This is a genomic window from Micromonospora sp. NPDC051543 (assembly GCF_044454415.1).
Lineage (GTDB): Bacteria > Actinomycetota > Actinomycetes > Mycobacteriales > Micromonosporaceae > Micromonospora.
This window is the reverse complement of sequence record NZ_JBITDT010000014.1, coordinates 1-21,667: the sequence shown is the minus strand read 5'-3', so window position 1 is coordinate 21,667 and position 21,667 is coordinate 1. Positions and strand designations below refer to the sequence as shown.

The window sequence follows — 21,667 nt, the reverse complement described above, 5'->3', positions numbered from 1 at the left end:
GTCACGGGGCGGTAGCCACCTCGGCCACCTCGACGGAGCACTCCTCGCGGAGCCACGCCAGGACGAGCCGGCGGACCGCCTCCGGCCGGTCGACCAGGACTGTGTGTTTCTCGCCGGGTAGGACCACGGTCCGCGTCTGCGGTAGCAGCCGGACCACCGCCGGTGCGAGCTCGACGACCGCGGAGTCCGCGCCGTAGAGGCAGAGCACTGGTACGCCGATCGCGCTGATCTGTGCGGCAGTGGGCAGGGCGCTCGCCGGTAGGTCCCGGGCCAGCGTGGTCGTCGCGAGCATCTCGCCGGTGGCCCGGGCCCGCCGCGCCACCCGTTCCCCCCGACCGGCGCTGATCTGCGCCAGCGCCTCCGGTCGGGGCAGGAGGTCGGCGGCCCGGCCCAGCCGGCGCGCGACCCGGGCCATCCACGCCGGGGTCGGCGGCGAGGATTCGATCGCCGCGACGGAGGCGACCCGATCCGGGTGGCGGACCGCGTAGGCGAATGCGATCGTGCCACCGAACGAGTTGCCGAGCAGGTGCACCGGACCCGTGACGTCGAGTGTGGTCAGCATCGCCGCCAGGTCGTCGACGAAGTCGTCGAGGGTGTAGCCGGTGGGTGGGCGCTCGCTGTGGCCGTGCCCCCGCAGGTCGTACATCAGCACCCGCAGTCCGGCGTCGGACAACGGTTTGGCCAGGGTGAAGTACCAGCTCGCGAGGCTGTCGGAGGCCATGCCGTGGATCATCACGAGGGTGGCCGGCGCCGCACTCCGGCCGGCGCCGACCTCGCCCGGCTCCGCGGCCGGTGGATCGAGGTGTTCGATGTGCACGTCGATCCCGTTGGCCCGGATCATCGTCACGAGTGGACCGCCTCGACGGCGGTGGGGCTCACGTCGAGGGAACGTGCGATGTGCTCGACCAGTTGCCCGACCCGCAGCTCGCCCACGGTCTCCAGATCCAGCTTCGCGACGAAGTGCGCGAAGTTGACGGTGTTGCCGTACCGGGCCTGCAGCCGGCCGGCGAGGGAGACGACGTCGATGCTCTCCATGCCGAGGTCGTCGCGGAAGGTGGTGTCCATGGTGATGGGTTCATCGGCGGCGAAGTCGCCGAGGACCGCTTGGATGATTCCGGTGAGCTCGGCGAGGATGTCGGCGTGCGAGGCGGCCATGGGAGGTACTCCTTCGAATGGTCGGGAGTGGATACCGGTCACGGCTGATCGGTCCCGGTCCGCGGGCCCCAGGTCCAGGCGACCACGTACCGTCGGGGCGGTAGGTCTTCGGGATTTCCGACCTCGCGGTGCTGGACCGGGTAGCTCCGGTCGTCGACGTGGACGGTCAGCACCGTGTCCGTGGCGCTTGTCACGACGAACCGGCGCGGGCGGCCGTCGAGCCCGGTCCCCTCCGCCTTGCCGACGGCCTCCTTGGCGGCCCAGAACCGGGTGAACCACCGCCGCCGGTCCTCGGCGTCGCCGCCGAGCGAGTCCAACAGGGCGATCTCCCCGTCGGTCAGGGCGAAGCGCAGGGTGCTCTCGGGATGGTCGGTGATCTCGGCGACGTCGATGCCGATGCCGGGCACCTCGGGTGGCGACGCCGGTCCGCGGGGCTTCGCGATCGCGACGCCGATCTCCGCGCAGTGCGCCAGCGAGACATCGCACTCGCGCAGGTCCCGGCCCGGACGTCCGTGCACCCGGGGTCGCCCGTCGGGATCGTTGCCGACCGTCAGCTCGATGGGGTAGATGTCGCGGTGCCCGTCCTCCCACAACCGGAACCGGACGGCGTCCTTCACCGCGATCCGGCCCAACAGCCACTGTTTGCGGGATCTGGCGGGCTGCCGCTCGTAGTCCTCGTACGCGGCCGAGCCCAGGATGCCGCGGGCGGCCATGCCCTGGGTGACCAGGTCGGTCCAGCAGTCGAAGGCCATCGTCCAGCCCTCGGGTTGGATCAGCGACATCGGATGCCGCTCGGGGAACCGTTCCGCTGGCCGCGCCTGCGGATGGCTGTCGAAGCGCCGGTCCACCGCGCCCTCGATCTGTGCCCACACCCGGTCGCCGACCACCAGTTGGGTGTCCGCGACGAGTTGCGCGTCGTCGATCGAGCGCACCCGGGCGACACACTCGAAGGCCGTACCGGGTGCCGGCGGGGGGCCGAAGTAGCGGATGTGGCGAAGGCCCACGGGCAACGCGACGGTACGGAACGGCTGTGTGGTGATGAGCCAGTTGCCGATCAGCTGTAGCGCGTTGTCCAGCAGGGCGCCCGGCGGCACGGGTGCGCTGACCACCCCCCGTACGTGCATGTCACCGAGGGCGTGCACGGCGGTGATGCCCTGGAACTGGGGGCCGTGGAACATCAGCCGCTCGGCGTACATCTCCTCGGCGCTGATCCGTGGCGGCCGCTCGGTCGCGGGATCGTGCCGCCACACCTCGGGCGGGTCCGCCGGATAGTCCGCGGCGAGTTCCACGGTCGACCGGGCGTACGGGCCGAAGGTGACCGAGACCAGGCCGTCACCGGTCGGCTTCACCGCGATCTCGACGTCCTGACCCGGCTCGGCTATCAGCCAACGGTTGAACCGGGCGTCGCGTACGGCCACCGCCCGCATGCCCGGCATGGCCTGCTCCGCCGCGTCGACCATGTGCTGTACCAGGGTGGTGGCCGGCACCACCGGCCACCGGTCCTCCATCTTCGGCCAGTCCGGTGGCTGGACGAAGAAGCAGTGGTCTTTCAGGTACGGCATGTTCTCGACGGAGACCCGCAACGTGATCCGCCGAACCGTACCCGGGTCGCCGTTGCTCGCGCTGGCGCTGATCGCCTTGCCGGTGTCGATCCCGTTGGCCGAACCGACGCCGTTGCCCGCGTTGCCGTTGCCATGGCCCCCGGACGCGACGGTTCGGGAGGGTCCGGCAGGCGGGGCGACCGGGGGGTGTCCGTCAACCGGGCGCGGCGCTACCGGCGGAGCCGGTCGGGCGGCCGCGTCCAGAACGTTCACCGCGTCCCGAGCCGTGTCCTGCAACAGCGCGGCGAGCTCCGCGGCCGCGCTGGACCGTCCGGTCAACCTGTGCAGAGCGGCGAGCGCCGCCGCCGGGTTGGTGCCGCTAGCCGCCGGCTCCGGCTGGCGCCCGGCCCCGACCGACGGCGACGCGCCGACCGGAACGGCCGTACCGTGATTCGGCGGACCCGCCGACAGGTGACTCGGCTGGGCGCCGCCCGCTGACACGCCGAGCAGACCGGCGGCGTCCGCCCCGAGTCGGACCAGTGGGCCACCGAGATCCAGCGAGATCGACGGGCCACGGCGTACCGGTTTCGCGGGTGCCTCCGCCAGCGGTGGATCGAGCGCGGTCAGGTTCGGGCTGCCGCCCTCCACCCAGATCGCGGTGGCGACCCGGCGGAGCTGGTCGAGCCCGCTGCGGTGCTTCACGTTGACCGGCATCGCGAGGTGCTCACGTCCGCGCAGGTTGTCGCTGATCAGCGAGGCCAGTTGCCCCGCACCGACCTGGAGGAAGACCCGTACTCCGGCGTCGTACATCGCCGCGACGGTCTGACGGAACCAGACCGGCTCCATCATGTGCCTGACGAAAAGCGCGTTGACCTGCGCCTCGTCAGCGGGGAACGGTGCCGCCAGGGTCGCCGACCAGACCGGTATCCGGGTCGGGTGTACCTCCCACTGGCGCAGCGCCGCGCCGATCGACTGCAGGCCGTCGACGAACACGGGAGTGTGGAAGGCCGACCGGAACGGCAGCTTCTGACACAGCACGTTCGCCGTACGCAGGGCCTCGACGAGCCGGTCCACCTGGGGTTCGGGGCCGTTCACCACCGACTGCCCCGGGGCGTTGTCGTGCGAGAGCACCACCCCCGGAAAGTCTCCGAGCATCGGGGTGACCCGGTCCGCGCCCGCTCCCACAGCGGCGAACACGTATCCGGAGACCTCGACCGAGTCGGCGTTGAACAGTTCCAGGAATTCGTCCATCGCCGCCGTGCTGATCTGCCCACTGGTCGCCGCGGCGGTCCACTCGCCGATGCTGTGTCCGGCGACCGCGTCCGGTAGCACGCCGATATGGCGCAGCGCCTTGTCGAGAAGTTTGCCGACCTCGATCAGCCCGGCGCCGTGCCGGCCCAGGTCCGAGGCGGACCACCGCCGGTCCGGCAGTCCGAGGTGCGCGGCGATGTCCGCCGTACGGGGCGCGAACTCCGCCTCCAGGCCGGGGAAGACGAAGGCGAGGCGCCCGGTGCCGGAGGACAGCAGCGGCGACGGGCTGAACCAGATGTCCCGTCCGCCCCGCCAGGCCTGACCGCGGTCCACCGTCTTGCGGGCGACGGCCAGCAGCTTGTCGGTCGGGCTGACGATGCCGAGTCGGCACGCCTCGGCCCCGTTGGCGGGCCGGTTGCTCCGGGCCCGTTCGACGCCGAGGGCCCGTACCTCGTGGTCGCTGCGGGACAGCAGGTCGGCCAACCGGGCGGGGTCCGGCGCGGCGAGCCAGAGCACCTGGTCCGGCTCGGTCACCGCAACCGTCGAGCTGGCCGTGCTCGGGGCGGCGTCTCGTCCGCCACTTGCTCCACCGACCGCCAACGGCTGCCCGCCGGTCGGCCGCTCCCGTACACCGGCGGGCTCGGGCGCCTGCTCGATGATGACGTGTGCGTTGATGCCGCCGAAGCCGAAGGCGTTCACCCCGGCGCGACGCGGCCCGTCGCTCTCCCACGGGCGGGCGGTGGGGATCGGGGCGAACCGGGTCGCGGCCATCTCCGAGCGTGGATCGTCGCAGTGCAGCGTGGGCGGCAGCACTCCCCGGTACACCGCGAGCGTCGCCTTGATCAGGCCAGCGATGCCGGCGGCCGGCATGGTGTGCCCGATCATCGACTTGACCGATCCGATCACCGGGCGTGGCCCGTCGCCCGAATGCGGTCCGAAGACCTCGGCCACCGAGACCAGTTCGGCCGCGTCGCCGGTGGGTGTGCCGGTGCCGTGCGCCTCCAACAACCCCAGCGCGTCCGGCGCGGTCGGGTCCAGCCCCGCCGCTTCCCAGGCGCGCCGGATGGCCAGCACCTGTCCGGAGGAGGCCGGGTTGAACATGCTCGCCGAGCGGCCGTCGCTGGACATCCCGCTGCCCCGGATGACGGCGTACACCCGGTCGCCGTCCCGGACGGCGTCGGACCACCGCTTGAGTACGACCACACCCGTGCCCTCGCCGATCAGCAGGCCGTCGGACTCCCGGTGGAACGGCCGGCTCTCACCGCGCCTGGACAGGGCCCGCAACTGGTTGAACACCGACCAGAAGCTGATGTCGTGAACGTGGTGCACACCGCCGGCCAGGACGGCGTCCAACCGTCCGCTGGTCAGCTCGGTGATCGCCTGGTCGACCGCGATCAGCGACGAGGCACAGGCCGCGTCCAGGGTGTACGCCGGACCGCGCAGGTTGAGCCGGTTGGCCACCCGGGACGCGGCCAGGTTCGGCACCAGACCGATCGTCCCCTCCGGCTGGTACGGGCCGAGCCGCTCGTCGAACTTCTCGCGTACCAGGTCGAGCCGGCTCTGGTCCAGCTCCGGAATCAGCTCCCGCAGCACCTGGATGACCTGGCTCGACATCCGCACGCGTTGGGCATAGCGGGCCTGCGCCGGACTGAGGATGCCGCCCCGCCCGAGGATCACACCGACCCGGTCGCCGCCGGGCAGTCGGTCCGCGCCACCGGCATCATCGATCGCGGCGGCGGCCACGTTCAGAGCGATGAGCTGGTCCGGTTCGATCTCCGCGACCGAGGCGGGCATGATGCCGAACCGCAGCGGCTCGAAGGTCGCGAACTCGTCGACGAACCCGCCGCGCCGGCAGTACATCCGGTCCGGCCGGTGGGCCTGCTCCGGGTCGTAGAACTCCTCGTCCCACCGGTGCGACGGCACGTCGGTGATCGCGTCCACCCCGTCGACCAGATTCCGCCAGTAGCTCTCCAGGTTGCCGGCGCCGGGCATCACCGCCGCCATCCCGACGATCGCGATCGGGTCGCTCCGATCGGTACTCGTGTTCATTTTCGGCCTCTCGCTCCACCGTCGATGGGCGTACCGGGTGCGCGGCGCGGGTGCCGCCGCATCCGCTGGACGATCACCAGCCGGAGGCGGTGTAGACCACGGAATTGATCTTCGGGTCGCCCCACGCCAACTCGCTCAGCAGGCTGAAGGCACCCGCTTCGGGGTCGATCAGATCGATGCCGCGGCGCGCGTACTCCCGACTCAGCTCGTCGCTGACCATCCCGCCGTGCCCGGCGCCGGGTGCCCACGGCCCCCAGTGCACGGTCAGACAGCGGTTGCCGGTGCTGGCCGCCCAGCGGGTGCCGATCGCGTCGACCGCGTCGTTCGCCGCGGCGTAGTCGCTCTGACCTCGATTGCCGTACGCCGCGGCGATGCTGCCGAACAGCACCACGAAGCGAGGCGGCGAGTTCAGCTCGTCCAGGCCGGTCAGGACGGAACGGGCACCGTCGACCTTGGTGCCGAACACCCGGGCGAACGATTGTGGGTCCTTCTGCGCGATCAGCTTGTCCTCGATCACGCCGGCCGCGTACACCACGCCGTCGACCCGACCGTGCGTACGCTCGATGTCCAGCAGTAGGCGGCGGATCGCCGACGCGTCCCGCACGTCGAGGGCGTGGTAGCGCACCTCGCTGCCCAGTTCCCGCAGTTCGGCGAGGGTCGTCTCGACCTCGCGGGCAGCCAGGACCGCCTGCGCGCTCTGTTCGATCTGCGCCGGTGACCGCAGACCCCGGCCGGCGAGCGCGGCACGCAACGACGCCTTGTCCCGGGCCGGCATCAGGTCCGGATCCTCCGGCCCGGTCGGCAGCGGCGTGCGGCCGACCAGCTCGATCCGGCAGCGGCTCGCCATGGCCACCGCGCGGGCGAACCAGGGCGTGATCCCGCGAGCCCCGCCGACCAGCACCACCACCGAATCCCGGTCGAGGCCGATCGCGGCGGCCTCGGAGGCACCGTCGCCGGCCGGTCCGGCACCGCTGGTCGCCACCGCGCCCAGCGCCACCGGCGTGAGGGAGACGGTCGTCCGCTCGGTCTCGCGCCGCACGACAGCCGGGGTTTCCCCCGGGACCAGCAACTCGTCGATCAGGTGTCGCGCGATCTGCTGCGGGTCGGCAGCACCGTCCACCTGGACGTACCTGGCCGCCACCTGTGGGTATTCCCTGGAGATGGTACGGAACAGGCCGGCCAGGCCGTCGCTACGTCCGGTACCGCCGACCGGTCCTGCCGCGAGCAGCCAGCGGGGACCGGCCGCGAGCGCCTGCTTGAGGAACGGGAAGATGTCGGGCAGCAGGGGTGCTCCGGCGCTGTCCAAACCGTCCAGCAGGATCAGCCCGTCGAAACCGGTGAGCTGGTCGACCTGCCTCCCGTCCAGCACACCCGTCTGCCCGGCCGCGCCCTGCTCCTGAAGCAGTTCGGCGAGGTACGGCAGCGCCGGGCTGGCACCGGTGATGAGGAAACGCGTTCCGGCGAGCACGTCGGCCGGCTGCCCGGCCGGCGAGGCGCCGGGGTCCGCGTCGGGAGGTCCCGCGACCACCGTCGCCAGGGGCAGTAGCCGCTTCGGTGTGATCCCGGCCCGACCGTTGGCGGTGACCGGCTCGGTGGGGACCGTCGCGGGTGCGATGGCCGGGCTCATGGTGGTCGGGGCCGAGGGCGCTCCCGCGGGTGGCGCCACCATCGGTGCGGGTGCGGTGAGGGCGCGTGGCGCGGGCGGCGCAGCCAGTGTGCCGTTGCTCGGCGACGGCGCCGGGGCGGTCACCTCCTGCGTCTTCTGGTTGAGCCAGTCGACCATGGTGCGTACGGTGCGGGCCTTGACGAGGTCTTCGAGTTCGGCTTCGTCGCCGTCGACGGCGAGGCCGAGTCGTGCGGCGACCTCGCCGGCGACTTCGGCGCGTTTGATGGAGTCGATGCTGAGGTCGGCTTCGAGGTCGAGGTCGAGTTCGATCAGGTCCACCGGGTAGCCGGTGCGTTCGCTGATGACGTCGAGGATCGCGGTCTGGAAGTCGGGACGGGTCAGTACGGCGGTGCCGGTCGCGACCAGAGCGGTGGAGTGCGCCATCCCGTTCGCCGGGCCGAGTACGGAGGTCGCGTGGATCACGGTCGGACCCGTCGTCGACCGGATCTTCTGGTTGAGCCAGTCGACCATGGTGCGTACGGTGCGGGCCTTGACGAGGTCTTCGAGTTCGGCTTCGTCGCCGTCGACGGCGAGGCCGAGTCGTGCGGCGACCTCGCCGGCGACTTCGGCGCGTTTGATGGAGTCGATGCTGAGGTCGGCTTCGAGGTCGAGGTCGAGTTCGATCAGGTCCACCGGGTAGCCGGTGCGTTCGCTGATGACGTCGAGGATCGCGGTCTGGAAATCAGGACCGGACGCGGCGACCGCCACAGCTGCCACCTCGACCCCGCCGGTCGGTGCGGCCGGGGGAGCGGCCATCACCGCCGTCGCCGTCGCGACCGGGGCGACCTCGGTCCCGTGACCCGGCAGCACCACCGGCGGGTACGTCTGCGAGGGCTGCCACACGAGTCGCCCACCCGCGCCGTCGCCGAAGTACGCGAGCATCACGTCCCGCTGCGAGGCGATCATGTCCCGGCTGGTGCGGAGGAACTCGCTCAGCAACTCGTCGCGGCTGTCCCGACCACTGAAGGCGGTCCCGTTCGAAGCGGTCATCGACAACTCCTTGATCTGTCGTGGGGGTGTCATTCCGCCGGGCAGGCTGTTCCCGGACTGATCTCGTACGAGCTGGCCGTCCACGGTCCAGAACGGACGCTGGCCCGTCTTGACCGCCCCGAGGTCGGCCGTGTCGCGGCCCTGGAACAACCAGCCGGTGCGGACCGGCACGCCGGCACAGGCCAGTTGCGCGACAGTGACGAGGAAGCCGCGCAGTCCCTCGTCGGGGCGGGGCTCGGTGGCGACCGCCAGGTGCGGCCGGTCGCCGAGGATGGCCCGGACCAGCTTGGTGAGGACCTGACCGGGGCCGGCCTCCACGAAGGTCCGAGCCCCGCTGGCGTACATCGCCTCGATCTGTTCGACGAAACGCACGGGCGCGCCGATCTGCGCGGCGAGCCGTTCACGTACCCGGTCGGCGTCCCCGTCGTACGGGGCGGCCGTGTGGTTCGACCAGACCTGGATGGCCGGCTCCCGTACCGTGCTGGACGCCAGCGCCTCGGCGAAACGTGTGGTGCCGCCGGCCACCACCGGGCTGTGGAACGCGCACGCGACGGAGAGCTGACGGGCCGACAACCCGCCTTCGCGCAGCGCCGCCACCGCCGACCCGACCGCGGGAGTCGGCCCGGAGATCACGACCTGCGTCGGCGTGTTCCGGTTGGCCAGCACGACCTCGCCAGCCAGTCCCGATGCGGTGAGCAGCTGGCTCACCTGCTCGGCGGTGCCGGTGACCGCCGCCATGGTGCCCGGATCGTCTCCGGTGGCGGCGAGGATCGCGTCGGCCCGTTGCCGGCTCAGCGCGAGCAGGGTCTCGGGGTCGAACGCGTCGGCTACGCAGAGCGCGACGAGCTCCCCGTAGCTGTGTCCGCCGGTCAGGTCCGGCCGGACGCCCAGCCGACGTAGCAGGTGGTCGACCGCGAGGCTGCCGATGCCCAGGACGGGTTGGGCGACCCGGGTGTCGCGTACCCGGTCCTCCTGCTCGCGCGCCGTCTCCGGGTCGAACGCCGACGGCGGGAAGAGCAGGTCCGCCCACTCGGCGCCGAGGCGCAGGTAGTGCCGCAGCTCGGGGAACGCGACGAACAGTTCGGCGAGCGCACCCGGCCGCTGGCTGCCCTGACCGGGGAAGAGGAAGGCCACCTTGCCCGGCTCCGGGTCGTCCGACGGTTGGACCAGCCCGCGCGCCGGGTCGTGCTCGCCGGCGACGGCCCGGCCCAACAGCTCGGCGAGTTCCTCCCGGTCACGGGCGACGATGGCAATCTGGACCGCGCCGGCCCGGTGGTCGGCCTCGTCGGACAGCGACGCGGCCAGGTCCCGCAACGACCACGGTCGGCCCAGCTCGTCGCGGTTCGACAGCATCTCCAGCAGCCGCCGTACCCGCAGATGTGCGGCGGGCCGGTCGGCGCCGCGGAAGCAGAACAGCTCCGCCGGCCAGGACTGCCGGGTGTGCCGTGGCTCCGGGCTGTTCGCATACGCGCCGAGCACGGTGTGGAAGTTCGTCCCGCCGAACCCGAACGCGCTCACCCCGGCCAGCCGCTCGGCCGCCGGCGCGATCCACGGGCGAACGCCGGTGTAGAACGCGAAGGGGCTGCGGGCCGGATTCCACGCGGGGTTGGGGCGGGTCAGGTGGATCGTGGGTGGCTTGACTCCGGTGTAGAGCGCGAGGCTCGCCTTGATCACGCCGGCCAGGCCCGCCGCGCACTTGGTGTGCCCGATCTGCGACTTCACCGAGCCCAGCGTGCAACTACCGGGCTCCGCGCCGGCCTCGTCGAAGAACCGGGTCAGGGTCTCCAGTTCGGTACGGTCGCCCACCACCGTGCCGGTGCCGTGTGCCTCGACCAGACCGACCTGTCGGGGCGAGACCCCGGTTCGGTGGTACGCCCGGTCGAGGGCGCGTCGCTGCCCGCTCGCCCTCGGGGCGGTGAGCCCGAGCGCACGTCCGTCGCTGGAGCTTCCGATGCCCTTGATCACGGCGTAGATCCGGTCGCCGTCGCGCTCGGCGTCGGCCAACCGCTTCAGTACGACGCACGCCACCCCCTCGCCGAGGGCGATACCGTCGCCGGTGCTGTCGAACGTGCGGCACCGTCCGGTGGGGGAGAGGGCGTGCGCGGAGGTGAACATCAGGTAGTCGTTGATGCCGTTGTGCAGGTCGGCGCCGCCGCAGATCATCAGGTCACTGCTGCCGGCGCTGAGTTCCTTGCAGGCGGCGTCCATCGCGGCGAGCGACGAGGCGCAGGCGGCGTCGATGGTGTAGTTGGGACCGCCGAGGTCGAGACGGTTGGCGATCCGACCGGCGATGACGTTGGCCAACACGCCGGGGAAGCTGTCCTCGGTGACCGTGGGGAGTTGGTCCTCCAACTCGGGCGGCACCTCCCCGAGGTAGGCCGGGAGCATGGTCCGCAGCGTCTGGGCGTGACCCATGTCGCTGCCGGCCTCGGCCCCGAACACCACCCCGGTCGAACGGTGGTCCGCGCCGGCCGCGTCGTACGGGTATCCGGCGTCGACGAGCGCCCGATGTGCCACCTCGAGCGCGAGCAACTGGGTCGGGTCGATGCTGCTCAGCGCCGCCGGGGGTATCCCGTACCGGATCGCGTCGAACGGGACCGGCTCGATGAACCCACCCCACCGGGAGACGCTGATCCGGCCGGCCTTGCCCGGCTCCACCTCGGGCGCGTAGTACGTGTCGACGTCCCACCGGTCGGAGGGCACCTCGGTGACCGCATCGGTGCCGCTGAGTACGGTCTGCCAGAAACTGTGCAGGTCGGGGGAGCCGGGCAGGACGCAGGACATGCCGACGATGGCGATGTCCAGCGGCGCGACCGGCTCGTCCACCGGCGCGGTCGGCGGGACGAGTTCGGCGCGCAGCGCGGCGGTCCGTGCCGCGAGGAACTCCTGTGCCTCGGTGGTGACCTGCACGTGCAGCTCCGCGACCGTGGTCGGTGCGTGGCGCAGCACCGCGACCTGGCCGGCCATGAACATCCCCTCGACGGCCTGCACCGCCTCGTCGACCTCCACCAGGCCGTCGTCCTCCCGGCGTACGCCCTTGCTGGCGATCCGCAGCCGACCGACGTTCAACAGCTCCAGTTGCTCCCAGACCTGGCGGTTCTCCACCCCGGCCGACTCCAGCTCCTCCCGTACGTTGTGGAAGTCGTTCACGAACGGGCTGGGCAGGCAGCGGGTCGCGTGTCCGGGGGCGGTCTCCAGCAGCGACGTGCTGGTGGCGGCGATGGCCGTACGGTGGAACAGGGGCTGAATCGCGCCCTCGGAGACCGCTTCGCTGGTGAAGAGGTAGGCGGTCCCCATCAGCAGCCCGATCTGCGCCCCGCGGCCGGTCAGCGGGGCCGCCATCGCGGCGACCATCGCGGACGATCGGGCGTCGTGGATGCCGCCCGCGAAAAGCAGTTGCAGCCGCCCGGCATCGGCCGGCGTGTCCGCCAGGAACTCTTCGATCACCAGCAGCTGCGCCTCCCACAGGGGAAAGCTGGCCCGTGGGCCCACATGCCCGCCGCACTCCGCGCCCTCGAAGACGAACTTGCGCGCCCCCGCCCGCAGGAACTGCCGCAGCAACCCCGGTGACGGTACGTGCAGGAAGGTGGTGATCCCATCCTGCTCCAACGCCGTGGCCTGGGACGGCCGCCCGCCCGCGATGATCGCGCACTGGGGTCTGATCTCCCGGATCGCCTCGAGTTGTGCCGCGCGCAGCTCGTCGGGCGCGAAGCCGAGCACCCCGACGCCCCAGGGCCGCTCGCCCAGTCGATCGGCGGTCTCCCGGAGCACCCGGCGGGACTGTTCCCCGCCGGCCAACGCGAGCGCGACGAAGGGCAGCGCGCCGTCGGCGGCGACCGCGGCCGCGAACGGCGCCTCGTCGCTGACCCTGGTCATCGGGCCCTGCACCACCGGTATCCGGACGTTGAGGGCGTCGGCGAGCGCGGCGCCCGGCGCCAGGGCGTCCCCGGCGGACGATTCGGCGAGCGCTTCGAGAAGGGTGGCACGGATTCCGCGTACGGCGGCGGCGGTGTCCGGCCAGCGCCGGGCGAAGACGGCGGCGAGCCAGCCGTCCTGGCCGATCGGCAGCAGTTGTGAGGCGCTGTCGTGCGGACCGCCCCGGCGGATCCCGCGTACTCCGTCGACGAGGACCGTCTCGGACCCGTCCAGCCGACGGATCGCGCCCCGCACGTCCGCCGGGAGCTCCGACTCCGGCATGAGGGTGAGCTGGCTGTCCAGGACGACGCCGGCCGCGCCGCCGATGACACAGGCGACGGCGGTGCGGGGGCCGACGCCGCCGGCGACCCAGATCGGCAGGTCGATGTCGTCGGCCGTGGCCAGTTGCTGGAGCAGGACGAACGAGCTGAGCTCGCTGACTGTGCCGCCACCCTCCATGCCCCGCGCGATGAGCCCGTGCGCTCCGGCGGCGGCGGCGTACCGGGCGTCGTCGAGGCTGGTCACCTCGACGAGCACGCGGTACCTGTCGACCACGTCGGCCAGTGGCCAGGGCGCATCCGGCGGTAGGACCAGGAGATCGACCCGGCCGTGGCCCGCCCGTTCCACGTCGGCCGGCGTGACGGTGCAGCCGGCAGGTACACGTACGCCGATCGGTCCGCTCGACCCGGCGGCGGCCTGGGCCAGGGCGGTGAGTGTCCAGCTGTCGCCGGAGGCGAGATCCAGGACGCCGTGACCGCCGCCGTGGCGGGCGGCGGTCACGATCCCGGGACTGGGTTCGAGGAGGCTACCGGCGCTGATCACGATTACGAGATCGCGCGTGTTCGGTGCAGGGCTCATCGGACTCCCACTTCATTGGGCGCCGGGTCTCGGACGCTACCGAATGAATCAGATGATCAATCGGGGGTGCTGCCCGCAGAGAATTGTCGTCCGTCGATCTCGGGCTCCGATTAAGTTAGGCCAGCTTAGTTACGGCTCAGTTAACTTTCCCAAAATAGCCCGATGGCCTGCGGTTTCTCCGATCGCACCGATGAGACGCGGGACATCTTCCGGCCGCCGCGCCGTGGCGGCCTGACCTCGGGCGGCCGGTCGGTGACCCCGCTACGGTCACGAAGCGTGCTGTTAACTATCGACGTACTTTGAATTCAGAAATGTTACTAGGCCGGCAGGAAAAGTGACGTCTATCACTATCATCTTGCAGATCCGGCTTATGAAAGCACTCTTATCTGGTCGGTTTGGTGGGGCCCGGGACCATTCCTATCTCCTGAGTATGGAATTGGTCCCGGGTCGGCCCTCGTTGAATGGGCCGAATGCCTATCGGAGAGGAGGAGAATCGACCGACAAAATGCCATGTCATCGAGCGGGGGCGACCCGGGCGCGTCGCTTGACCGACCACCGCCGGGCGGCTCCGGTCGGCGCCACCGGTCGCGCGGGCTCCGCGCCCGCCCACCGCCCGTCCGACCCGAGCGGTCTGCTTCCCCTTCCACCTGCCTCCAACGAACTGGTGGTCCCTCATGCGCAAGATTCTCCTGCTGGCCCTGGTCGGTCTCGGCGCCCAACTGGTCGACGGCAGTCTCGGCATGGCCTACGGCGTGACCTCGACGACCCTGCTGCTCGCCGTCGGCGTCCATGCCGCCGCCGCCTCCGCCACCGTGCACCTCGCCGAGATCGGCACGACCCTCGCCTCGGGTGCCGCCCACTGGCGATTCGGCAACGTCGACGCGAAGGTCGTCGCGCGGATCGGCATTCCGGGGGCGGTCGGCGCCTTCGCCGGCGCGACCTTCCTGTCCAGCCTCTCCACCGATGCGGCGGCACCGATCATGTCGCTCATCCTGCTCACCCTCGGTAGCTACCTCCTGATCCGCTTCACCACCTTCGGTCTGGCGAAGGGCAACATGGGCAAGCCGCTGCGCAAGCGATTCCTCGGTCCACTGGGTCTGCTCGCCGGCTTCGTCGACGCCACCGGTGGCGGCGGCTGGGGACCCATCGGCACCCCGGCGATCCTGGCCAGCGGCCGGCTCGAACCACGCAAGGTCATCGGATCGATCGACACCAGCGAGTTCCTGGTCGCCGTCGCGGCGAGCCTCGGCTTCCTCGTCGGTATCGGTGCGGAGAACGTGAACGTCGGCTGGGTCGTCGCGCTGCTCATCGGCGGGGTGGTCGCCGCGCCGGTGGCGGCCTGGCTCGTACGCCTGGTCCCGCCCCGGGTGCTCGGCTCCGCGGTCGGCGGCGTGATCGTGCTGACCAACAGCCGAACCCTGCTCCGCAGTGACTGGTTCAACGCCCCGGCCACCCTGCGTTATGGCTGTTACGCGGTCGTCTGCGCGATCTGGGCGGCCGCCGTGACGTACTCGATCCGTCAACACCGGAAGGAGCAGCAACAAAGCGTCCCGATCGGTAACGGCTGACCGGCGTCGATCCAAGTGACCAGGAACGTCGGCACCTCCCGGCACGCTGTTCGGGAGGTGCCGACCGCGGGGATGAACCAGTAACCCGGACACCGGCAGCACCAGGCGCCCCCGTCGCGGACGTGAGCCGCGTAGCTCGGTCTCTAGGTCGGCAGGTGCAGGTGTTTCAGGTCCTCGGGTATCGGCAGGTCCGGTCGGTAGATCAGCATCGGCGGCTGGCTGTCGGTGTCGGCGCGGGCGGCGGGAGCGTCGGCGAGGGAGAACTGGTCGCGGAGTCGGCCGAAGAAGTCGTCGACGTCGGCGACGATGAGCTTCGCGCGGCGTCGGGCGGGGTAGACGGCGACCCAGTCGCCGGGGTCGAGGATTCCGTGTACGCGTCCGTCGACGACGACGGTGACCTGACCCGAGCGAGGGAGCACCTGGACGCCCACTGGTTCGTCCGGAGCGGTGACCATGCTGCGGTTGAACGCCATGTGCGGGGCGACCGGGGTGAAGACGAGGGCGTTGAGGCGCGGCGACAGGACCGGTCCGCCCGCGGCGAAGGAGTAGGCGGTGGAGCCCGTCGGTGAGGCGACCATGACGCCGTCGGCGGAGTAGGTGGCGAACAGCCGCCCGGACAGGTACACCGCGACGCTGGTCTGCCGGTCCCGGCCGAGTTTTTCGAACACGACGTCGTTGAGGGCGCTCAGGCCCAACGGGACACCCCACCCCACCTCGTCGGGCGTGCTCGGCCGGGGAAGAGGTGGGGCAGCATCGGGACCGCGGCCGTAGCGCAGCAGAGTCCGAAGTTCCGAGGGGACCTGCAGCGGTCGCGACGCCCGCAGGGTGAGCAGCATGCGCTCCTGGACGGGTGCGCGTCCGGCCAGGGCGGCGCCGAGCACCCTCGGCAGGTCCGTCGCGGCGAACGGGGTGAGGAAGCCGACCCGGCCGGCCTTCACGCCGAGAACGGGTGCGTCGGCCTCGACGGCGACGGCCAGTCCGCGCAGGAGAGTTCCGTCGCCGCCGATCGTCACGACGAGCTGAGGCCGCTGCGTCAGGTCGGCCAGCACGTCGGCAGGGCTCTGCTCGTCCTGCCAGACGTTCAGGGTCTGCGAAGCGGCACCGTGCTCGGCGCAGATCCGCGACACCATCTCCGCCGTCTCAGCGGCCTGCGGCCTGGTCGGGTGTACGACGACGCCAACGAGCATTCGAACTCCTCCACGCCCTCTCGGCTGTCACCTCATCTGACGATGACCACTGCGCATCACCCTACGTACCGGGGTCGGCGTCACCGCGGCGTGATCGCCCAGGTCGTCGCTGTCAGACGCCCTCGAGTCGAGCGGACGACGGGGAGCCTCGGGTGGCTCGCCGCCCGCCACCTGAGCCGCGCCGACAACCCCGGGACGACCGCTTGCCCTCGGATCTCGGCGCCTGAACACTTTTCGGCCGGATCGGCAATGTCAGGGTGGAGCGCGGACTGTGCCGAGGAGGGCCATGGCTTCGGATGCCGATTTGATCGGCCGGTCGCTGGACGGCGATGTCGACGCCTTCGTCGAGGTGGTCGAGCGCCATGAGGCCGCCGTCGGTTCGTACCTCGTTCGCCGGGCGGGGCGGGACGCGGCTGAGGACCTCCTGGGCGAGGTTTGGGTTGCGGCGTTCGAGTCGCGGCGGTCGTACGACCGGTCGTACAACGATGCTCGGCCGTGGCTGTACGGGGTGGCCTTGAATCGCTTGCGGCGCTACTGGCGGTCCCTGCCCGCCGAGGACCTGGTCGCGGACGTGCCGGACGTGGCTACTGGCTGGGATCCGTGGTCCGCGGTGGACCTCGGGGTGGACGCCCGGGCGGTGCTCCGGTCCGCCCTGACGCGGCTCAAACCCGAAGAGCGGGAGGTCCTGAGGCTCGTTGCCTGGGAGGACCTGACGGCGGCCGACACCGCCCGGGCGCTCGGCATACCGGCCGGGACCGCGCGGCGGCTGAGCCAGGCCAGGACGGCACTGCGCGACGCGCCGGGCGTGTCCGCGCTTCTGAAGGACCGCAACAGCGCGAAGGAGAGACACCGATGACCGACGAGCTCGATCTGGTCGGTGCGTTGGGCAGCGCGGAACCACTGCGCCCGGAGGCGTATCAGCGGGCTCGGGCGGTGCTGCGGGCGGCTATGGCCGACCCCGGAACCGTGCGGCTGGGCGCGATATCAGCGGACGACACGACTGTGGAGGCAGCTTCAACCATGGAAACGACGACAACCACGCGGGACCACGCATCCAGCCCGGCGTTCCAGCGCCGCCGCCGGATCGGTATCGCGGGCCGCTTGGGTATCGGCGCCGGGGTGGGGGTTGCCGCCGCGGCCGTCGTCGTCGCTGTGGTGCTGAACTCGTCGGCGACCGGGGGCACGGAGGCCAGCAGGGATCCGTCGGCCGCCACCTCGGGCTCGACCAGCGTCGACGGGTCCGCTGAGCGCGCGCCGCTGATGACCCTCGCCGGTTCCATCAAGACGGTCACTCCGTCGGCCGGCGACGCGTGGCTGGTGAAGGCGACGCAGGTGCACGGCACCAAGACCATGCAGGTCGTCTACACGCTCTACACCGACGGTCACGAGATCTATACGGGCAACAGCGTGAAGGACATCAAGCGTGCGATTGCCCGTCACCAGGACCAGATGACGGACGGCGGTTACGCGCCGCTGCTCAAGGCGGCCGTCGCGGCGGCGGACAGCAGCCCGGCCGACGGCCGGACCCAGATGCTCAAGGCAGCCGAGGATCCGCTGGTGGGTCTCGACCCCGCGGCGCAGAAGGCGGCATGGGACAAGCAGCAGGCGGACGCCCAGGTGATCATCAAGCAGAAGGGCGGCCACGCCACGCCGAAGCCGTACAGCCCCCAGGCCGTTCAGCGGCACTTCGACAACGCCCTGTGGACGTTCAGCACCCAGGCGCTGTCCGCTGGCGACGGCAACACCCAGGTCCGGGCCGGTGTGCTGCGTCTGCTGTCCACCATCCCTGCGGTCAGCGTCGAGAACTCGACCACCCAGGGCAGGGCCACGTTGACGATCACCGCCGGTCCCGAGGTGTTCGGCGGCGAGGGCAGCGAGGTGCTGATCGTCGACGCCACGACCGGCATGCTGGTCAAGGACGTATCCACCGTGCCGGGCCTGGCCGGGGCCTCCACGACGTACGAATCCTCCCGCGTGACGAAGGCCCGCCTGTAGCAGACGGGCGTGACGCGCCCGAACGCGAGGAATGGTACAAATGCCTACAAACTAGAGCACATGCCATTAATGGCACTGAGATGTGCGGTCCGGCCTTACGGGCGAAGCGGGGTGCCGGATTCGCCCGGTCGGCGGATACCACACTTCGCCAGGGTTCCTTGCGACGTACTCGTCCTGGTTGGACCCGGGATCGCGGGACGGCCGAATATGGGGTGACCCGGGCGGACAAGGTTCTAGCGGGCTCCGGATCAGGCAGGCTGTGCGCGGGCGTAGACGTCGCCCGAGTTGGCCTCGTGGGGGAGCGCCCGCAGGTACGCCGCTACCTCGTCCGCAGGAAGCCAGCCGTCGAGGGCGAACGTCATCTCGTCGCCGAGGGCGACGGTGAAACTGGTGAAGCCCAGGCGGGTGAGCCGGTCCAAGCAGTGCGCGGCCAGGTCCCGTTCGATGGTGGTGAACTCGAAGGACAGCGCCGGCAGGGGGCGGCTCAGCCCGGCCAGCACGGCGTCCTCGAATCCCTCCACGTCGATCTTTACGAAGCCGGGTACACCGTGCGCCGCGACCAGGGTGTCGAGTGTGGTTCCGGGCACCTCGATCTCGACGTCCCAGATCTCGTCTTCCCAGCCGTCGGCTCCCTCGGCGGCCTGCAGGAAGTCGGCCGACGCGGTGGAGATCGTCGGGTTCGCCGAGTTGACGTGCAGCCGCACCGGCCCGGTACGCGGCCCGCACGCCGCCTCCACCACGGTAACCCGGTCGTCGTCTGCGTAGAGGGCGCGCAGCGCCCGGGTACAGAGTGGTTGCGGCTCGACGGCCACCACGCGGGCGCCCAGCCGCCGGAAGCTGCCGAGCCGGTCTCCCACATGCGCGCCAACGTCGAAGACCAGGTCCCCTGGGCGAACCAGGGGCGCGTAGAACGCATCCATCGCCGCGTCGCGGGCCGGGTCGCCGTAGTACGCCTCAAGGGATCGGCGCAACCCGGACAGGGTCGGATCCGCCTTGAGTGCCTCCACCGCTCCGGGGTCGTCGGCCACTGGTCTGACCGTAGTCGCGCGCCGAGCAACGCGAGGGCGATTCGCGTCCATTTCCCGCCGTCCAACGCCACGGCGGGTTGCCAGGTCCGCGCTGCCCGCGCTGCCCGCGCTGCCCGCGCCGCCCCGCGGGCGGGTCGGCTGCCACGGACGGGACAACGCAGGCCGGAGTACGCCGGGCAGCACCGGCTCGTCCGTCGCTGCTCGGCGCGCGGCAGCCGGTCAGCCGGTCTTGATGGCGAAGGGGCCGCCGTCGCCGAACGCCAGGCGCGCGAAGTTCTCGGCGATACGGCGATGTCCGGCAGCGTCGGGGTGCACCTCGTCGGGGAGTGGGAGTTCGGCGTAGTCCGCCTCGCCGTAGAGGTCACGTCCGTCGAGATAGTGCAGGTTCGGATCATCGGCCGAGCGCTGTTCGACGATCCGGGCGAGTTCGTCACGGATGACGTTGAGGGTCAGCCGCCCAGCGCTGCGCTCGGCCGGATCGCCCGTGGCCTTGAATCGCAGAGTTCCGCCCCCGAAGTCCGGCACGAGGGGACCTGGCGTGTCCTCCTGAACCGGGCACAGGAGGGCGGACACGACCAGCAGTGGTGTGGTCGGGTGCCCTTCGCGGACCGTGTCGAGGAAGCCGTGGACCGCAGGGGTGAAGGCGCGAAGACGCATCACGTCGCTGTTGACGATGTTGATGCCGATCTTGACACTGATCAGGTCCGCAGGGGTGTCCCGCATGGCGCGGGCGGTGAACGGGTCGAGCAGCGCGCTCCCGCCGAACCCCAGGTTGACCAACTCCACGCCGCCCTCGGCCGCGGCCAGGGCTGGCCAGATGGCGGTGGGATGAGTGGCGTTCGAGCCGTGGCTGATCGAACTGCCGTGGTGCAGCCACGTCCTGCTTCCATTGGGCGGGGCCTGCTCTACGGGCGCGTCGGTGCGCAGCGCGATCAGCTCGGTGATCTCCGTGTGTGGAAGCCAGATCTCGATGTCCTTCTCACCCTCCGGCAGGCCCGCGAAGCGGGCGGTGCCGGACGGCCCCTCGGCCAGCACGGAGGTCTGGGTGAACATGTTGGTGACCGTCCGGACGTTGCCTTCGGGCACCGAGGCCTGTGCGGCCAGGCGCCCGTTGATCAGCAGGTCGTAGACGCCGTCCGGTGGGGCCGGGAAGCCCTGGTAGACCCGCTTGGTGGGCAGCGTGTCCAGTTCGATGGCGGTGGCCCGGGTACGGAAGGCCAGCCGCACGCCGGACGGCTGGGCCTCCGCCATGGCCAGTTGGTCGTCGGGGATCTGCTGGCGTGCCCGGGCGGTCAGTCGGTGCGGCAGTAGCCCGCGCGCGGTCGCCTCCAGATCGACGAAGCCGCGCACGAGGCCCGCGGTGACCGGGGTGGTGATCGACTGGTGTTCGGTGGGCATTGCCTCAAGCCTCTCGATCGAGATCTCGATGTTCATCGGCGCGCGCCGCGCTGCGAACCGCTGGCGGTGGTGCGGCCATCGTCGGGTCAGCGAGTGCTGCGGTTGCGTAACACCGCGTCGAGCGAATCCACGATCCATTCCCAGGATTCCAGCGCGTCGGGAGCGCTGTGTTCGAAACCACCGGCCAGCTCCAAGCTGACGTAGCCGTGGAAGACGCTGCCCAGCATCCGGACCGCGTGGGTCGCGTCCGGCTCGTCCAACCCGTAACCCCGCAGGATCGCCCGAGCCATCTGTGCGTGCTGGACGCCGGCACTTGCGGCCGCCGTTTCCGGATCGAGCCGGAGCCGGGTGGCGGCATAGCGGCCCGGGTGTTCCCTGGCGTAGTCGCGGTAGGCGTCAGCGAACGCGGCCAGAGCGTCCCTGCCGGCCCGGCCGGCGACGGCGTCGGCGACGCGGTCAGCGAGTTCCTTCAGCGCGAACAGCGCGATGCGGGTCCTGAGGTCCTGTGAGTTCTTGAGGTGTGAGTACAGGCTCGGGACCTTGACGTCGAACCGCCGGGCGAGCGCCGAGACCGTGACCTGGTCGAAGCCGACCTCGTCGGCCAGTTCCGCCCCCGCTCGGGTCAGCCGCTCCGGCGTCAGTCCTGGTCTGTCCATCACGCCTCCCTGTCTTCCTACAGCTATTATGCTTCTACCTAATACCTGTAGGCAAATCGGCCTCGGTTGAAGCTGACGCGACGTTCCGCCTGGTCGTGTGCGCCTCAGCGCTCGCGGACGAGAACCTGAGTGCCAGGAGCGGTTCCGGGATCGTGGGGCGGCCGGCCGCCGGCGTTCGACAAACAGCTCTACAAACGGCGCACCGTCGTCGAACGCTGCTCATGCAATGCGGCGCCGTGCGTCTTCGCGACCGCCACGCCATGCGACCGACGGCGACAACACCCTGACGAGCGTGATGCCTGTGAGTCATCTAGATGCAACGCCGTTCAGTTAGGCGTTTCGGTGGGCTGTCAAGCGTGTCGTGGAGACGAAGCAGCGGAGCTCCGGTATAGAGGGTGGTCACTCTAAGA

11 protein-coding genes are annotated in these 21,667 nt (G+C 70.9%); 3 read left to right on the top strand and 8 right to left on the bottom strand.

Going from position 1 to position 21,667, the window contains the following annotated elements:
- Position 1: 1 nt before the first annotated feature.
- The 4 genes from ACIA3K_RS24185 to ACIA3K_RS24170 all read right to left on the bottom strand — a co-directional run bounded on the left by ACIA3K_RS24185 (position 2) and on the right by ACIA3K_RS24170 (position 13,425).
- Positions 2–841: an alpha/beta fold hydrolase gene (locus ACIA3K_RS24185; RefSeq protein ID WP_396803954.1), complete on the bottom strand. Its 840-nt coding sequence runs from the start codon at positions 839–841 to the stop codon at positions 2–4.
- Positions 842–843: 2 nt separating this feature from the next.
- On the bottom strand, positions 844–1,155 hold the full coding sequence (locus ACIA3K_RS24180) for an acyl carrier protein (RefSeq protein WP_396803952.1): 312 nt from the start codon (positions 1,153–1,155) through the stop codon (positions 844–846).
- 38 nt (positions 1,156–1,193) lie between these two features.
- Positions 1,194–5,996: a beta-ketoacyl synthase N-terminal-like domain-containing protein gene (locus tag ACIA3K_RS24175; protein ID WP_396803951.1), complete on the bottom strand. Its 4,803-nt coding sequence runs from the start codon at positions 5,994–5,996 to the stop codon at positions 1,194–1,196.
- 73 nt (positions 5,997–6,069) lie between these two features.
- Positions 6,070–13,425: an SDR family NAD(P)-dependent oxidoreductase gene (locus ACIA3K_RS24170; RefSeq protein WP_396803950.1), complete on the bottom strand. Its 7,356-nt coding sequence runs from the start codon at positions 13,423–13,425 to the stop codon at positions 6,070–6,072.
- A gap of 674 nt (positions 13,426–14,099) precedes the next feature.
- Between ACIA3K_RS24170 and ACIA3K_RS24165 the strand changes: the two genes are divergently transcribed.
- Positions 14,100–14,993, top strand: coding sequence for a sulfite exporter TauE/SafE family protein (locus ACIA3K_RS24165; protein WP_396803949.1), 894 nt, complete (start codon positions 14,100–14,102; stop codon positions 14,991–14,993).
- Between the two features lie 143 nt (positions 14,994–15,136).
- Here the strand turns inward: ACIA3K_RS24165 and ACIA3K_RS24160 are convergent, their stop codons facing one another.
- The gene (locus ACIA3K_RS24160; protein WP_396803947.1) at positions 15,137–16,180 is read right to left on the bottom strand and encodes an NAD(+)/NADH kinase; all 1,044 of its coding nucleotides are present in this window, start codon (positions 16,178–16,180) and stop codon (positions 15,137–15,139) included.
- Positions 16,181–16,466: 286 nt separating this feature from the next.
- Here ACIA3K_RS24160 and ACIA3K_RS24155 point away from each other — a divergent pair, with 286 nt between their 5' ends.
- On the top strand, positions 16,467–17,036 hold the full coding sequence (locus ACIA3K_RS24155) for an RNA polymerase sigma factor (protein WP_396803946.1): 570 nt from the start codon (positions 16,467–16,469) through the stop codon (positions 17,034–17,036).
- A gap of 110 nt (positions 17,037–17,146) precedes the next feature.
- Positions 17,147–18,175 carry a hypothetical protein gene (locus ACIA3K_RS24150; RefSeq protein ID WP_396803945.1) on the top strand — a complete coding sequence of 343 codons (1,029 nt, stop codon included), beginning with the start codon at positions 17,147–17,149 and terminating at the stop codon, positions 18,173–18,175.
- Between the two features lie 248 nt (positions 18,176–18,423).
- On the opposite strand, the gene ACIA3K_RS24145 is transcribed toward ACIA3K_RS24150, so the two are convergent.
- From ACIA3K_RS24145 to ACIA3K_RS24135, 3 genes are all read right to left on the bottom strand, one after another.
- Complete coding sequence (locus ACIA3K_RS24145; RefSeq protein WP_396803944.1) at positions 18,424–19,254, bottom strand: FkbM family methyltransferase; 831 nt, start codon at positions 19,252–19,254, stop codon at positions 18,424–18,426.
- 168 nt (positions 19,255–19,422) lie between these two features.
- The gene (locus tag ACIA3K_RS24140; protein WP_396803942.1) at positions 19,423–20,601 is read right to left on the bottom strand and encodes a GDSL-type esterase/lipase family protein; all 1,179 of its coding nucleotides are present in this window, start codon (positions 20,599–20,601) and stop codon (positions 19,423–19,425) included.
- A gap of 86 nt (positions 20,602–20,687) precedes the next feature.
- Positions 20,688–21,257: a TetR/AcrR family transcriptional regulator gene (locus ACIA3K_RS24135; protein ID WP_396803940.1), complete on the bottom strand. Its 570-nt coding sequence runs from the start codon at positions 21,255–21,257 to the stop codon at positions 20,688–20,690.
- Positions 21,258–21,667: the final 410 nt, after the last annotated feature.

Coding starts and splice junctions, on each gene's coding strand:
- ACIA3K_RS24185 (WP_396803954.1), bottom strand. CDS start 841: ATGATCCGGGCCAACGGGATCGACGTGCACATCGAACACCTCGATCCA.
- ACIA3K_RS24180 (WP_396803952.1), bottom strand. CDS start 1,155: ATGGCCGCCTCGCACGCCGACATCCTCGCCGAGCTCACCGGAATCATC.
- ACIA3K_RS24175 (WP_396803951.1), bottom strand. CDS start 5,996: ATGAACACGAGTACCGATCGGAGCGACCCGATCGCGATCGTCGGGATG.
- ACIA3K_RS24170 (WP_396803950.1), bottom strand. CDS start 13,425: ATGAGCCCTGCACCGAACACGCGCGATCTCGTAATCGTGATCAGCGCC.
- ACIA3K_RS24165 (WP_396803949.1), top strand. CDS start 14,100: ATGCGCAAGATTCTCCTGCTGGCCCTGGTCGGTCTCGGCGCCCAACTG.
- ACIA3K_RS24160 (WP_396803947.1), bottom strand. CDS start 16,180: ATGCTCGTTGGCGTCGTCGTACACCCGACCAGGCCGCAGGCCGCTGAG.
- ACIA3K_RS24155 (WP_396803946.1), top strand. CDS start 16,467: ATGGCTTCGGATGCCGATTTGATCGGCCGGTCGCTGGACGGCGATGTC.
- ACIA3K_RS24145 (WP_396803944.1), bottom strand. CDS start 19,254: ATGGACGCGAATCGCCCTCGCGTTGCTCGGCGCGCGACTACGGTCAGA.
- ACIA3K_RS24140 (WP_396803942.1), bottom strand. CDS start 20,601: ATGCCCACCGAACACCAGTCGATCACCACCCCGGTCACCGCGGGCCTC.
- ACIA3K_RS24135 (WP_396803940.1), bottom strand. CDS start 21,257: ATGGACAGACCAGGACTGACGCCGGAGCGGCTGACCCGAGCGGGGGCG.